Annotated in this window: 14 protein-coding genes and 3 tRNA genes; 6 read left to right on the top strand and 11 right to left on the bottom strand. The window is 38.6% G+C overall.

The genetic code is table 11. From position 1 onward, the window contains the following. Nucleotide 1 precedes the first annotated feature (1 nt). From HX062_RS05365 to HX062_RS05350, 4 genes are all read right to left on the bottom strand, one after another. Nucleotides 2-1,543 (bottom strand): SulP family inorganic anion transporter, encoded by a 1,542-nt coding sequence (locus tag HX062_RS05365; RefSeq protein ID WP_182626407.1) that lies wholly within the window; start codon nt 1,541-1,543, stop codon nt 2-4. A 269-nt stretch (nt 1,544-1,812) separates the two neighbouring features. Then, nucleotides 1,813-2,118, bottom strand: a complete 306-nt coding sequence (locus HX062_RS05360; protein WP_182626406.1) for a hypothetical protein — start codon at nt 2,116-2,118, stop codon at nt 1,813-1,815. A 79-nt stretch (nt 2,119-2,197) separates the two neighbouring features. After that, nucleotides 2,198-3,052, bottom strand: a complete 855-nt coding sequence (locus tag HX062_RS05355; RefSeq protein ID WP_286466712.1) for an NUDIX hydrolase — start codon at nt 3,050-3,052, stop codon at nt 2,198-2,200. A 714-nt stretch (nt 3,053-3,766) separates the two neighbouring features. Then, a complete protein-coding gene (locus tag HX062_RS05350) occupies nt 3,767-4,099 on the bottom strand; it encodes a winged helix-turn-helix transcriptional regulator (RefSeq protein ID WP_182626404.1) in 333 nt (110 codons plus the stop codon). Nucleotides 4,100-4,522: 423 nt separating this feature from the next. Between HX062_RS05350 and HX062_RS05345 the strand changes: the two genes are divergently transcribed. Together HX062_RS05345 and HX062_RS05340 are read left to right on the top strand one after the other, a co-directional pair. Continuing rightward, on the top strand, nt 4,523-5,095 hold the full coding sequence (locus HX062_RS05345) for a porin family protein (RefSeq protein ID WP_286466710.1): 573 nt from the start codon (nt 4,523-4,525) through the stop codon (nt 5,093-5,095). A 115-nt stretch (nt 5,096-5,210) separates the two neighbouring features. Then, nucleotides 5,211-5,813, top strand: coding sequence for a porin family protein (locus HX062_RS05340; protein ID WP_182626402.1), 603 nt, complete (start codon nt 5,211-5,213; stop codon nt 5,811-5,813). A gap of 125 nt (nt 5,814-5,938) precedes the next feature. On the opposite strand, the gene HX062_RS05335 is transcribed toward HX062_RS05340, so the two are convergent. The 6 genes from HX062_RS05335 to HX062_RS05310 all read right to left on the bottom strand — a co-directional run bounded on the left by HX062_RS05335 (nt 5,939) and on the right by HX062_RS05310 (nt 8,585). Continuing rightward, nucleotides 5,939-6,012: transfer RNA gene (locus tag HX062_RS05335), tRNA-His, on the bottom strand. A gap of 16 nt (nt 6,013-6,028) precedes the next feature. Beyond that, a tRNA-His gene (locus HX062_RS05330) sits at nt 6,029-6,102 on the bottom strand. 90 nt (nt 6,103-6,192) lie between these two features. After that, nucleotides 6,193-6,266: transfer RNA gene (locus HX062_RS05325), tRNA-His, on the bottom strand. 72 nt (nt 6,267-6,338) lie between these two features. Continuing rightward, nucleotides 6,339-7,055, bottom strand: coding sequence for a bacillithiol biosynthesis deacetylase BshB1 (bshB1, locus tag HX062_RS05320; RefSeq protein ID WP_182626401.1), 717 nt, complete (start codon nt 7,053-7,055; stop codon nt 6,339-6,341). 4 nt (nt 7,056-7,059) lie between these two features. After that, nucleotides 7,060-8,139, bottom strand: coding sequence for an isochorismate synthase (locus HX062_RS05315; protein WP_286466709.1), 1,080 nt, complete (start codon nt 8,137-8,139; stop codon nt 7,060-7,062). Continuing rightward, the gene (locus HX062_RS05310; protein ID WP_286466708.1) at nt 8,139-8,585 is read right to left on the bottom strand and encodes a PaaI family thioesterase; all 447 of its coding nucleotides are present in this window, start codon (nt 8,583-8,585) and stop codon (nt 8,139-8,141) included. The genes HX062_RS05315 and HX062_RS05310 overlap by 1 nt, the downstream gene beginning before the upstream one ends. A 190-nt stretch (nt 8,586-8,775) precedes the next feature. Here HX062_RS05310 and HX062_RS05305 point away from each other — a divergent pair, with 190 nt between their 5' ends. From HX062_RS05305 to HX062_RS05290, 4 genes are all read left to right on the top strand, one after another. Then, on the top strand, nt 8,776-9,348 hold the full coding sequence (locus tag HX062_RS05305) for an L-threonylcarbamoyladenylate synthase (protein WP_182626398.1): 573 nt from the start codon (nt 8,776-8,778) through the stop codon (nt 9,346-9,348). A gap of 18 nt (nt 9,349-9,366) precedes the next feature. Then, on the top strand, nt 9,367-10,803 hold the full coding sequence (locus HX062_RS05300; protein ID WP_286466707.1) for a CCA tRNA nucleotidyltransferase: 1,437 nt from the start codon (nt 9,367-9,369) through the stop codon (nt 10,801-10,803). A gap of 4 nt (nt 10,804-10,807) precedes the next feature. After that, complete coding sequence (locus HX062_RS05295) at nt 10,808-11,845, top strand: COX15/CtaA family protein (protein WP_286466706.1); 1,038 nt, start codon at nt 10,808-10,810, stop codon at nt 11,843-11,845. Nucleotides 11,846-12,105: 260 nt separating this feature from the next. Beyond that, a complete protein-coding gene (locus HX062_RS05290; RefSeq protein WP_182626395.1) occupies nt 12,106-12,546 on the top strand; it encodes an adenylyltransferase/cytidyltransferase family protein in 441 nt (146 codons plus the stop codon). A 933-nt stretch (nt 12,547-13,479) separates the two neighbouring features. Here the strand turns inward: HX062_RS05290 and HX062_RS05285 are convergent. Further along, nucleotides 13,480-13,728, bottom strand: coding sequence for a hypothetical protein (locus tag HX062_RS05285; protein ID WP_286466704.1), 249 nt, complete (start codon nt 13,726-13,728; stop codon nt 13,480-13,482). Between the last annotated feature and the right edge of the window lie 143 nt (nt 13,729-13,871).

Here is a 13,871-nt window from a genome sequence, read left to right as displayed (position 1 = left end):
TTTAAATGGTTTTTCTGTGTGATAAAATAATGTGTTGTTGCCCTTGGTCCACGTGGATAGCAGTATGAAATCCAGTGGTGGTAATTAGGATATTTTTTTCTTTGGCTTTTTCATTGATAAAAGTTTGAAGTAGCTCGACCACATCGATGTGGATATATCCCATTTGCTTAGCGTTAATGGCTAAGTGACAATTGTCAGGCAATTGATACAGTTTGTTTTTGATTGCTGTTTTGTTGAGAAAGGACACCTCTTGTGCCAAGGTCAAGGTAAAGGTGCGTTGTTCATTTTGGACGGATTGCTGCATAGAAAAGGCTTTGCGCACATTACCAAGCAGTAAGAAGGCTACACTAACAGCCATTCCCGCTAAAACGCCGACTAAAAGATCGGTTGCGACCACCATAACAAAAGTGACGATAAACGGCAGGAATTGCGTATAGCCTTTGTGCCAAAAATGGAGCAAAACGGTTGGTTTAGCGAGGTTATACCCAACTAAAATCAGCACAGCAGCTAAAGAAGCCAAGGGTATCATATTCAACACTAGAGGCAACAAAAGCACGGCTAAAAACAGTAAAACCCCATGGATAATAGCCGAGGCTTTATAGCGTCCGCCGGCATTGACATTGGCAGAAGAACGCACGACAACGGAAGTCATGGGCAAACCACCTACAAGTGAACTCAGTATATTTCCGATTCCTTGTGCTTTGAGCTCTCTATTGGTATTGGTACTGCGCTTTAGCGGATCCAAGCGATCAGTTGCTTCAATACACAACAAGGTTTCAATAGAAGCGACCACGGCAATTGTAGCAGCGATAATCCACACCGTTGGATTGGTCAATCCACTCCAATCGGGAAACACAAATAGGGAAGAAATTTCAGAGAAGTCATTTAATAAAGGGATGGCGACTAATTGGGTGGTATCAATCGCCCAAGAACTCCCGATATAGGTCCAATATTGATTGATTGCTATTCCGAGGACTACCACGACCAGTGCTGCTGGTAAAAAGGTAATAGCGCGCAGTGCTTTACTCTTGTTCCACAAGATCAAAATAGCCAAGGATAGGGATGCAATGGCGAGTGTTCCTTTGTGAATAACTGCCATACTCGTCAGGTCGCTCAAGGCATCAATGCCCAATACTAAGGGCAATTGCTTGATTAAGATTACCAATCCAATTCCGGCCAACATCCCTTCAATAACACTTGAAGGAAAAAAATTGGCAATTGCACCTAGTCTCAAATAGCCCAAAATCAACTGGATTACTCCAGCAATAATTCCGGCAGTAAGTAGGAGTTGGAAAGATCCCAACTCGCTAATGGCGGCTAAAATAATGGCGGCTAAGCCCGCTGCCGGACCACTGACGCTAACATTTGAGTGACTTAAAAATCCGACGACAACTCCCCCGATGATGCCTGAAATAATTCCAGCAATCGGCGGGGCGCCAGAGGCTAGTGCGATTCCCAAACACAAGGGAAGCGCTACTAAAAAGACCACAAGGCCTGGAGCAACACTTTTTTTCCATGTTGCTAAACGCATAGTATGTATCATATTTTGTTTACTAAAGAATTAATCTCACTGGTGTCCCCAGCTAGGTGATAAACAGAGTCATAGGCGTTGCATAGAAGGCGATTATCGTCCCCTATCAACAGGTAAACTCCTTATCAATCCTAAGGGATTAACCAATGAAAATACAAGGTGAGGGGGATTGCTCTTTGCGTCAAACAAACAGCATAAACAAGACGTAAATCCACACCGAAACAGGACAATCGTCCATACTGAACACGGTCGTATACCCCTAATACGCGTCTTATTTTTCTTTAAGCAACAAAAAATTCTGGAGGAGGAGATACGACATCAAACTCTTGAGATTCGTATATTAACTTTAAGTGTGCAAAAGCAAGTCCTTCGCCATCAACATTTTGATACACAAAATCGTCTTGAACGTGGAAAAAGTCGTTGAAGTGACCTTTTTCTTCTTCCTCTGCATTGGTAATTGGTTTTTTATTTTCTTCCGAAATAGCAATCATCGGTATATCCAATTCAATGCCTGCTAACACCGCAATAGTTGGGGTAGCAATAAAGTTAACAAAGAAAAGTAACACGACTAGTGATGCATATTTCATGGAAACAAAAATATTTTTTTTCCAAAAAACACAAGAATTTGAGGTGTTAATTTTTTTGTAATTGTGCTTTTTCTTCGTCTTATCCAAACGACTCGGCCAAAAATTCGAACACTTTCAATACACCAGGAACGGGAATTTGATGTTGGAGATATTCTTCTTTAGTAAAATACTGTACTCCACCAATTTCATTGGCAACGGTTATTGTTTCTCCTTTTAATTCATAGTAGTAACAGGCTTGTTGCATCATGATATTCTTTTTTTCACCAAAAGCGGGCGCCACAATGGGGGTTAAAAAGGAGAGTCTATCGGGTTGTAAACAAAGGGATAATTCCTCTTCAATTTCGCGAATTAACGCTTGTTTACTATCTTCATCTGAATCTATTTTTCCACCAGGTAAATACCACGCTTGTTTATTCTTACTAAAGGCTAACAGCAGTTTGTCACCATCCAAACACACCAGTCCAGCTGTCTGTAGATCAACCCAAGGTTCACCCACCACTGTAAGGTAGTATTCGGTGGTCGGTTGTCCTAAAAACTCCTTATTCCAAACCCTTGATAGCTGTCCGCCTAGTTGTTCATACATCAGATTGGTTTCATGCGAACTCCATACCATCAAATAGTCGAATTTCTCCTTTAAGGCTACTTCTTTAATTTTATTGACTAGGGGTTCTAGTCCTTCTTCCCTAAAAAACTTAGGCAAAAGGTAAAATTCCGTCAAATGTCCAAAATACAATTCCGTACGAAGAGTAAAATAAGCCACTACCTCACTCCCCGATTTCACCCAATATGCCTTGCTTGCTTTGGTTGAATATTCCTCCTTCTCTAGTAGGTGGTTCCCAGGTAAACAAAAAGTTTGTGCTTGTGCTTTGAATGCTTTGATGGTTGGACCATGGGGTGTAAGGAGCTGTTGTACGGTAAGTTTAGGTAGAGACATCGTTGTTGTTTTGTAGTTGATGCGGTTTATCTAGTTCGTATTATATGCACGTAGGCTTACACCTTCTTATAAGCAAACCGTACGCATTAGCGTCAATAATGAACTGCGAAAACCGGACACCGCTAAAGTAAAAAGAAAAAGCAGGACAATAAAATCATCCTGCTTTTTCTTTTTCACAAAATTTTGTTTCGCAGTACGAACAACTTTATTCGCACTACTTGTTTTTAATTTAAAAAATAAGGACTATTATGAAACAACAAACAATTAAACAGAACACTTATATTTTTTAAAATTAAAAACGAAAAGTTCTCTTTTAACTTAAAATTGCACCTTCTTTTTCGCCTTACTTAAAAAGAAGATACGCGTCTAAAAGAACTTCCACTCAATTATTTAATTCCCCAACAAAGGAAATACCATTCTAGTTAATAAACAAGAAAAAAAGGGGGGAAATTATATTTTTAATTTTTTTTTAATACACAAAAAAAAAACGTTAAGCGAAATGAAAATCTATCGTATTAATATTGTTTAAAACGCAAAAAAAACAAAAAATCAGTAGGTAAAATTCACTCCTATTTTGAGCATTCCGAATGAAAATAGAACATATTGACTTGATTTATGCTGTTTTTGGCTCATTTTCATTAAAAAACTAGAAGTTTACCTACTAAGATTTAGATCGTAAGGCGAGAAGGTATATCCCTATGTAAAAAAAGTCTTTTACTTATTGTGTTGTTCGAGTAAACAGCATCCCCAAGCATTGAGTTGTTTTAAAACGTCTACCAACTGTATCCCCATAGGGGTTAATGTATACTCTACACGAGGAGGCACTTCGTCAAAGCGCTGTTTGAATAAAATACCCGCTTCTTCTAGTTCTTTGAGCTGTTGATTGAGCACACGGCGATCCACAGTAGCGATGCCACGTAAAAACTCACTTGGCCGTTTTTCGCCTTCGTTAATTCTCCAAATAATTGGAATTTTCCATTTACCACTAATTGCTTTTACTGCGTATTCAAGCGGGCAAACTTTTGCTTCAATGATTTGTTTTTGCATTATCCAAGGGATTATGTACACAAAGGTCTCATTTTTTTTTTACTCCACCTAGGCTTTACTTGTTTGATAGTACCTACATCCCCCTTGTTTGTGCTTAGGACAGCTGGTATTGCTTTGCATAGGCTAGGATACATGATAATAAACGCAGAAGGCGTAAAATAAGCAGCGTTTATTGAATTTTATCCCACACAACAGCAAAGAATCGACATAGGCGATCAACGAGTTAGGTGATATCCCATTCGTTTTACAGTGAAAACCCTCCCTACCCTATCACTTATATGTCATGAATATTAATTAAATTTATACTAATAAGACAAAGCACAATTGAAAAATTAACGTCAAATAATTTACTCTTTAGTATATTTAGATAAAAAAATTCAATACTTTTAACCGTAAATTCACCATTAAATACAATTATATCATATGAAAAAAATTACAATGAGCCTATTGGCTATTTTCGCTACAAGTGGTGTGGCATTCGCACAGACTCCAGATGTTAAAATTGGGGCAAAAGCAGGTTTAAACGTTACGTCGGTAACTAACATCGATGAATCAAAAAGCAAAACAGGATTTCACGTTGGAGCTGTAGCTGAGATTTTTATAAACGAAAAGTTTGCTGTGCAGCCCGAAGTTCTATACTCAACACAAGGAGTAAAAGGGCCTTATTCATTTAAAGCTTCCTTTGATTACATCAATGTTCCTATTATGGCTAAATACTATGTAATAGACGGGTTAAGCCTTCAAGCAGGTCCGCAAGTTGGATTTTTAGTAAAAGCAGAAGAAGAAGAAAAAATATCTGGTATTAAAGAATCACAAGACATTAAAGACTATGCGAAAAAAGTTGATTTTGGATTGAACTTTGGTGTTGGTTATGAACTACCGATGGGTGTGTTTGCCGATCTTCGCTATAATTTAGGACTTTCAAAATTAGATAAAGATGGAGAAGGTTCTTCTAAGAACAGCGTATTCCAACTTTCTGTAGGATACAAATTTTAATCTAATTTAAGGAAGAAAGCGTGATTGGATTTTATTCTCATTCACCCTCAAACCTAAAAGAAGTAGTTGTTTTATTGCATACTTCTTTTTTCGCTAAGATCTAACTTCATCTACTATGAAAAAAATTACAATGAGCCTATTGGCTATTTTCGCATTTGGCGTACAAGCTCATGCACAAAAACCAGACACAAACATTAGGTTAAAGACTGGATTAAACATCAGTACAATTACCAATGAACCTTCTAGCAAAACAAAAGCGGGATTCAATATTGGGGTAGCAGCAGAGTTTTTTGTAACAGAAAAATTTGCCTTGCAACCAGAGCTTCAATACTCTACCCAAGGAAGTAAATTTGACAAAAGCTTAGGCGAATACTTCGGTTTATACGATGCCGATATTCAATTTAAGATGAATTACATCAATGTTCCTATTATGGCCAAATACTATGTAGCTGAGGGGCTAAGTCTTCAGGCGGGACCACAACTAGGGTTTAACGTAAAATCAGAAATAGAAATAACGGCCAATGGAATTACGGTTACACAAGACAATAAAGACTTGGTAAACACCGTTGACTTCGGTCTAAATTTAGGGGTTGCCTATGATTTGTCTTTTGGACTATTCTTCGATGCGCGCTATAATCTTGGATTGACGAAGATCAACAAAGTTGGAGATGACACTAAACAAAGCGTCTTTCAATTGAGTGTAGGGTATAAGTTTTAGTGGACAGGGTTGCTCCTATTGTAGGGTTTGAGCATAAGCAAAAGCAATAGGCAAGCCGTACAAAGCTAGGCTTGGAAAAAGCACAAAAAAAGCGCATGATTAGTAGATCATGCGCTTTTTATTTGGGTGATTAATGGGTTTCGAACCCACGACCTTCGGAACCACAATCCGACGCTCTAACCAGCTGAGCTATAACCACCGTGTTTGTTTTTTTGGGTGACTAATGGGTTTCGAACCCACGACCTTCGGAACCACAATCCGACGCTCTAACCAGCTGAGCTATAGCCACCGTGTATTTTCTTTAGGTGTTTCAAACACATTCACCTTTTTCTTTGTATCGGTTGATGATAACCATCCTCCTTTACGATAAGTTTTTTTGGGTGATTAATGGGTTTCGAACCCACGACCTTCGGAACCACAATCCGACGCTCTAACCAGCTGAGCTATAACCACCGTTTTTGTCTTATTTTGACGCTTGCAAAGGTAGCCATATTTCCTTAGGTTGCAAGCATTTTTTGAAAAATTTTACATCAAATCATCTAACCGATTGACTGCCACATATCTTTCTACCGTAAATCCTTCAGCATGTTCAGTATTAATCAATCGCCCCAGGTCTTGAGCACGATAAACAATGCTATCGAGGAAGTTTTTTGAGGTAATTGGCGTAGCAGGTTCTTTGGAGTTTAGGTCGTAAAATTGGGTAGCATAAGCCAAGACGGCTTGCATCTTTTGATCGATAAATCCTGTTACATCTACAACAAAGTCAGGTTCAATGTTTTTCCACTGGATATAGTGATACACCAATTTAGGTCGCCAAGCCTCCTGCTCTACACCGTTTATAGCTGTTTCAATACGTCTTAATCCAGCTAAAAAACAAGCGTCAGACACCAATTTACTGCCCTTTCCATGATCGATATGGCGATCGTCGATGGCGTTACACAAAACAACCTCCGGTTTGTATTTGCGGATCATTTTAATGATTTCCAACTGATGTGCTTCGTCATTGACAAAAAAGCCATCGCGAAAACCTAAATTTTCTCTGGCTGAAACCCCTAGAATAGCGGCGGCAGCGGCGGCTTCTTGTGCTCGAATTTCTGCACTTCCTCTCGTTCCTAATTCCCCTTGGGTTAAATCGATAATTCCGACTTTTTTACCCAGGTGAATTTCTTTTGCAAGTGTTGCACCACATCCCAATTCAACATCGTCTGGATGGGCGCCAAAGGCTAATATATCTACTTTCATACGCTTAAAATAAAATCTTTTTCATGGTGGTTGATTTGTTTACCGTTTCCACAAATTCACTCGTTGGATCACTCTCTGCCGTCACGCCACACCCAATATACACATTTACTTGTTCTTTTTCAATCTCCATACATCGCAAATTGACAAACAAGTCAGTGGTTGTTTGCTCATTTGGGGAGGTATAGTTGAGTTCTCCTAAATAACCAGCATAGTACTTTCGGGAATAGCCTTCTTCCCGAATGAGAAAATCGCGTGCGACCGATTTGGGCATTCCACAAACTGCGGGTGTTGGATGCAAGGCCTCGACCAGTGTTTGCACGTCGTCTTGTTTCAATTCGGCTTGAATACTCGTACAAATATGCATTACCTTAGCTGCTCTTTTGGTAAAAGGTGGCGATAGGTCGATTGTGCTGCTCAACGGCTGCAACTGCTCTACGATAAAATCCGTTACATATTGTTGTTCTTCTTTTTCTTTTTCGCCCCAGTGTACTTCTTCCATTCCGTGGTTGACCTGGGTTCCTGCCAAGGCCATTGTCCGCAAGGTTTGTCCTGTTAGTTCAATGAGTGTTTCGGGCGTCGCCCCCATCCACATTCCTACTTGAGGGTGGTAAATCACATAGCAAAAAGCCTCGGGATAGGCCGCGAGCAATTGATCAAACAACGTTGCTACCTCTGCTACCTGCAACGGCACTACTTCTTTGCGAGAAGGCACTACTTTTGCGAACTTACCCTGTTTAATCGCCTGTACACAACGGCGAACCAAATCTTCGAAATTGGCTTTCGCAGGTTGTTCCTCGTAATTTAATAAGGCAGCAGCGGATTTATCCCCACCAAGCGATGCTACTTGCAGCTGTTCTTTCGTCCAATCTGCCTCTAGTTGCACCGATGCGTCCAAGGGAATATAAAAGCGCACCCCTTCGTAAAAAGGCGCAAGAACAAATCCTTTTTCTTTAAAATTAGAAACGAGATGTAGTGTAGAATCGCACTGAAACAAGCCTTTTACTTTGGTTTGGCCTGGTTTTTTATACAGTACAAAAGGCTTGTCTTCTTTTATATGCGTGAACCACGTTTCATATAACTTCATTACCCTTTGTTTTTATCGATTACTATATTGGTTATTTTACATACCGACAGCAATACATCGTTTTCATCTGTAATGCGAATTTCCCACAAATGCAGGGTTCGACCACGGTGTATCAGACGCGCTGTTCCCGTTACGAGTCCAGCTCTTTTGCTGCGCACGTGATTAGCGGAAATCTCAATTCCTCTAATTTCCTGTTCGTTTGGGTCGATGAGCATAAGCGAAGCACCACTACCCAAGCTCTCTGCGAGTGCCACCATGGCACCGCCGTGCAACAAACCCGCTGGCTGATGTACGCGTTGATTTACGGGCATTGTAGCCACTAAAAACTCTGGACCAGCGTCTATATAATTAATTTCCAATGTTTCCATCAAGGTGTTCTTTGTCACCTTGGCATACATGGCTAATACCTCTTCTTTATTAAAATCCTTTCTGCGTTTCACATTCATGTTATAACTAATTTTAGGCGTCTTAAAAGTAAGCCAAAAAAGATGTACTCCTCTTAAAAATATTATAATTCTTTCTTTTTTGAAAGTGGCAATACATTTCTTCTGCTCCAAGCCCGACGTGTATCCTATTTTTTTAGTATTTTTAAGCCCTTAAAATAAAGAACCAATTTTATTGTTAAGGAAGCAAATAATGGAAGATATCCAAAAAGAAGTTCACAACGCTTTTGAAGTGATTAAAAATGGCGGTATAATTTTGTATCCGACGGATACGATATGGGGTATTGGTTGCGATGCGACTAATTCGGAAGCCATCAAAAAAATATATCAATTAAAACAACGTGCGGAGAGCAAGAGCATGATTGTCTTGGTAAACGGCGATCGCCTTTTACACCGTGTTTTTCACAATATTCCAGAAGTGGCTTGGGAGATATTAGAATTCAGTGACAAGCCGACTACGTTGATTTTAGATAACCCTAAAATTGTAGCGCCAGAAATTATTTCGGCAGATCAATCTTTAGGTGTTCGAATCGTCAAAGACACTTTTTGTTACAATTTGATTGAGCGCATGAAGGTTCCCTTGGTTTCAACCTCTGCAAACCTCAGTGGTTTTCCTTCTCCTCAAAATTTTATGGATATTGATTTACGCATTCTTGAAGGGGTGGATTATGTGGTGAACCTCAAACAACAGGAAACCAAACCCCACAAACCTTCTACTATCATTAAATTAAAAGAAAACGCACAAGTAACGATCATTAGAAAGTAAACGGTGCCATTAGAAACTATGACCCTAGATAACCCAACTTATAAAGAAGCCCTACAACATCCCATCTTTGAGATTATTACCCAAGCCGCAGCAAACTTGAAGGTAGAGGCCTATGTAATTGGCGGTTTTGTACGCGATTTTTTACTCGAGAGAGATTCCAAGAAAGACATTGATATCGTTGCCGTTGGCAGTGGTATTGAACTGGCTTTAGCGGTTTCGAATTTACTTCCCAATCACCCTAAAGTTCAGGTGTTCAAGAACTATGGCACGGCTATGTTGCGCTATGACGACATCGACATTGAGTTTGTTGGTGCGCGCAAAGAATCCTACCACTTTGACAGTCGCAATCCTGTGGTAGAAGATGGTACCCTAGCGGACGACCAAAACAGACGTGATTTTACCATCAATGCCCTAGCCTTGTCACTGAGCGAAGCTACCTTCGGCCAGCTAATTGATCCGTTTAACGGCGTATCCGACTTGGCGAACAAGATCATTCGCACGCCTTTAGATCCCGATATCACCTATTCGGATGATCCCTTGCGCATGATGCGCGCCATTCGCTTCGCTACCCAGCTTGATTTTATCATTGATGAGGCTTCTATCGAATCTATTACAAAGAATGCACACCGCTTGGAAATTATTTCTGGTGAGCGCATTGTGGACGAACTCAATAAAATTCTCTTGGCATCAAAACCTTCTAAGGGTTTTTTATTGCTGTACAAAACGGGGTTACTTCACTTAATTTTACCCGAATTAATCGCTTTAAACCAAGTAGAAGAGATCGAAGGACATACTCATAAAAACAACTTTTACCACACCCTAGAGGTAGTGGATAATATAGCAGAAAATACCGATGATTTGTGGTTGCGTTGGGCAGCCTTACTTCACGATATTGGAAAAGCGCCTACCAAGCGTTTTTCAAAAAGACAAGGATGGACGTTTCACGGACACGAATTCTTGGGCGGCAAGATGGTCAAAACCATCTTTACGCGCTTGCATATGCCGTTGAATCAAAAGATGAAATTCGTACAAAAAATGGTCATGATGAGTTCTAGACCGATTGTACTGTCGCAAAAAGAGGTTACCGATTCGGCGGTACGTCGCTTAGTATTTGATGCAGGTGAAAACGTAGAAGATCTCATGATTTTATGTGAGGCCGATATCACCACTAAAAACCCTAATAAATTCAAAAAATACCACAACAACTTTCAGCTGGTTCGCAAGAAGATCGTTGAAGTGGAAGAAAGGGATCACATCCGCAATTTCCAACCGCCAATTACGGGAGAGGAAATTATGACGCTGTTCAATCTACAACCCTGCAGAGAGATAGGTACTTTAAAAGAAGCGATAAAAGAAGCGATTCTAGAGGGGGTAATTCCCAATGAGTATGATGCGGCATATGACTTTATGTTGGCAAAAGCGGAGAAAATGGGACTAACAATTGTAAATAAATAATAGTATGAAAAGCTCTTTTTTACCTTTGGCGAAACTTTCCCTGGTACTGGTGTACTTGGTAATATTTGCTGGAGCTGCTGTTCGGATGACTGGTTCGGGCATGGGATGTCCTGATTGGCCAAAATGCTTTGGTTATTACATTCCGCCTACGGACGAGGAAGTCCTGATGTGGCAACCCGATCGCACTTACGAAAAAGGACAAATGATTATTCACGACGATGCACTTTGGAAAGCAAAAGACACCTTTACGACTTCTGCTAGTTACGAAGAGGAGCATTGGGAGAAATACACCAAACACGATTACGCCAAATTCAATCCACAACACACTTGGACCGAATACATCAATCGTCTATGTGGCGCATTAGCAGGATTGGCTTGTGTAGCTATGGCCATTGCATCTGGTAGGTATTGGAAAACGCGCAAAAAATTGGTTTTAGCCTCTTGGTTGGTCGTTTTCTTAATGGGGTTCCAAGCTTGGTTAGGCGCTACTGTAGTATATTCGGTACTCAACCCGATTAAAATTACGGTTCACATGGTAATGGCTTTGGTTATTGTCGCTATCATTATCCATATTATTAAAGTAGCCAAAGATAAAACCGAAATCAAAAAATACAACGCTACCTTCCGCGTACTAACTGTGATAACGCTCCTTCTAACTTTAGCACAGGTAGTGTTGGGTACGCAAGTACGCGAATTTGTAGATGAGCAGGTAAAAGCGGGAATTACCAACGAATACTTGTGGTTAAACAACCCTACAATTGAATTTTATATTCACCGCAGCTTTTCTATTTTGGTTTTTGTGTTGAATTTTTATTTATTCTTCTTGAATAAAAAGCTAAACTTAGGTTTCTCCAAAGTAAAATGGGTTGCTATTCTCTTGGTTCTAGAGATTCTAACTGGTATACTGATGCAATATGCTCATTTCCCTTTTGGCTCTCAAACGGCTCATTTAGTCCTTGCTTCCATCCTATTTGGGGTGCAGTACTATTTGTTCTTGGAAGCGAGAAAGTGTTACTACAGCGGAAAAAGTTCCTTAGATTAATACAACGATCACAATATAGTAGTCAAAAGAACGTTTATGTAGTTGTATACCTAAACGTTCTTTTTTTATTTAAAATATATACAAATAGTCTTTATTTGTATAATTAATAATGATTTTTACTAAGTTCCCCTTAATATTACCTTAAATCATTTGGATATTTAGGTAAAAACTCTTTATTTTTGCTCATATTATCAAAAAGTTTAACCGTATTGCATCTTACAACAAGCAAATCGATTTTAAACTTTTAACCCCCTATTGCTATGACAACAAAAAAAATTGGTATTACATTTAGTTCATTTGACTTGTTACACGCAGGTCATATTAAGATGTTAGAAGAGGCTAAACGTCAATGTGATTATTTGATTGTTGGTTTACAAACAGATCCAACCATCGATAGACCAGAAAAAAACAAACCCACACAAACGGTGGTAGAACGCTATATTCAGTTAAAAGGATGCAAATTTGTTGACGAAATTGTACCTTATACGACAGAACAAGACCTTGAAGACATTTTACGCGCTTTTCACATTCACGTGAGAATTATCGGAGACGAGTATGCTGATAAAAACTTTACAGGAAGAAAATACTGTGAAGAAAAGGGCATTGAGTTGTATTACAACTCAAGAGACCATCGGTTCTCCAGCAGTTCTTTGCGAAAAGAAGTTGCCGAAAAAGAAAACGGAAAACTAATTGCGATGTAAGCAAATGCACAAAGCCTGAGATTGATGTCTTGGGCTTTTTTATTGGACAACACTTGAAGAAAGGCTGTACCTAATATTGGAGTCAACGCGCCAAAAAAAATCCTGTTCAGGGAAAGTAACCCGAACAGGACCTGTTTGATAAATTCAGATCAGAATTGATTCTCAATATCGTATTCCTATTAGATTGCAGTGTGGATAACGGTGAAAAATAAACTCTATCGACTTCAAATATTTTTTATACTTCGAATCTTTTCTTTCTTTATCTATCTTGGTGTAAACAAAAAACAAATATTCTCTCTAAATTGACTTCGCAACGCTGCTGTGATTTTTACAATCAATTAACAGATTTGCTACGCGTATTTGCCAAAGCTAAAATCACTATCGTTGGATAAATCTCCATTTTATATAGAAGTATAACGCCAAATGTCTCTTTTTATTTGATGGTATACCATTTATTTGCATCGTTTAATTTTATTCTTTTAATAAGCTGTGATAAATATAGTGAAATAATCAATAAAATCACCTATTTAATCAAATAAACAAAATAAGGTAATTCTACCCACTATTTAATTAAATTAACGCTATTTTTAACATTAATACCCATATAAATAGCTTAATATTTTGTTAAAATAATATAGCTTAACCGAATATATAGGAGGACAAGTCAGGATCAAAATAGTTGAAAATTGCAAAAAATGCGCAAAAAACAAGGGTACAAAGGTAAAAAAAAACCTGCTCCACTGTATAGCCTGAGGAGCAGGTAGGATGTGATAAGTAGTACTCACAAACACTCAGTAGTAGTGGTTTTTGTAAATACGTACAAATTCTAGTTAGAAAGGGCTTTTTAGTACTCGATTACCTTTTAATTTAAGGTATAAGCAATTTCAGATCAGCTTGCAGTTCCTTATCTGGGGGTGTAAACAAACATCGGTATTAGATTGGCAAGGCAATCTTATAGTAATACACGGTTCTTTTAAAGAAAAAGAATCGCGTTTTTACTTTACTTCTTTTCTGGATGATATAGTCTTCTTGTATCAAACGATAATGTAAAGCGACGGGAATAGTTGACAAGATGATATAATTCCGGCCTTGTATTTTTTCTTTGTGAAATAGAACTAAAAACTCTTCGAAATAATCATCCTGTTGCAACGATTCGAGCTGTAAAACAATTGAATCTAGCATTTCTATTTTTAGTAAGTGAATATCTATTGCAAATATACCAAAAAAATTACAATATGAGTACGTATTTTTTAAAATACAAACATTTAACACATAAACTATTCAAAATAATAAGGAAAAATAACATTTATTTATTAAAATAATAT

Source organism: Myroides sp. DF42-4-2, from assembly GCF_030326445.1.
GTDB lineage: Bacteria > Bacteroidota > Bacteroidia > Flavobacteriales > Flavobacteriaceae > Flavobacterium.
The sequence above is the reverse complement of the archived record's forward strand: the minus strand, read 5'-3'. Positions and strand labels throughout refer to the sequence as shown.

Coding starts and splice junctions, on each gene's coding strand:
- HX062_RS05350 (WP_182626404.1), bottom strand. CDS start 4,099: ATGCAAAAACAAATCATTGAAGCAAAAGTTTGCCCGCTTGAATACGCA.
- HX062_RS05300 (WP_286466707.1), top strand. CDS start 9,367: ATGACCCTAGATAACCCAACTTATAAAGAAGCCCTACAACATCCCATC.
- HX062_RS05360 (WP_182626406.1), bottom strand. CDS start 2,118: ATGAAATATGCATCACTAGTCGTGTTACTTTTCTTTGTTAACTTTATT.
- HX062_RS05355 (WP_286466712.1), bottom strand. CDS start 3,052: ATGTCTCTACCTAAACTTACCGTACAACAGCTCCTTACACCCCATGGT.
- HX062_RS05345 (WP_286466710.1), top strand. CDS start 4,523: ATGAAAAAAATTACAATGAGCCTATTGGCTATTTTCGCTACAAGTGGT.
- HX062_RS05295 (WP_286466706.1), top strand. CDS start 10,808: ATGAAAAGCTCTTTTTTACCTTTGGCGAAACTTTCCCTGGTACTGGTG.
- HX062_RS05290 (WP_182626395.1), top strand. CDS start 12,106: ATGACAACAAAAAAAATTGGTATTACATTTAGTTCATTTGACTTGTTA.
- HX062_RS05315 (WP_286466709.1), bottom strand. CDS start 8,139: ATGAAGTTATATGAAACGTGGTTCACGCATATAAAAGAAGACAAGCCT.
- HX062_RS05285 (WP_286466704.1), bottom strand. CDS start 13,728: ATGCTAGATTCAATTGTTTTACAGCTCGAATCGTTGCAACAGGATGAT.
- HX062_RS05305 (WP_182626398.1), top strand. CDS start 8,776: ATGGAAGATATCCAAAAAGAAGTTCACAACGCTTTTGAAGTGATTAAA.
- HX062_RS05310 (WP_286466708.1), bottom strand. CDS start 8,585: ATGAATGTGAAACGCAGAAAGGATTTTAATAAAGAAGAGGTATTAGCC.
- bshB1 (WP_182626401.1), bottom strand. CDS start 7,055: ATGAAAGTAGATATATTAGCCTTTGGCGCCCATCCAGACGATGTTGAA.
- HX062_RS05340 (WP_182626402.1), top strand. CDS start 5,211: ATGAAAAAAATTACAATGAGCCTATTGGCTATTTTCGCATTTGGCGTA.
- HX062_RS05365 (WP_182626407.1), bottom strand. CDS start 1,543: ATGATACATACTATGCGTTTAGCAACATGGAAAAAAAGTGTTGCTCCA.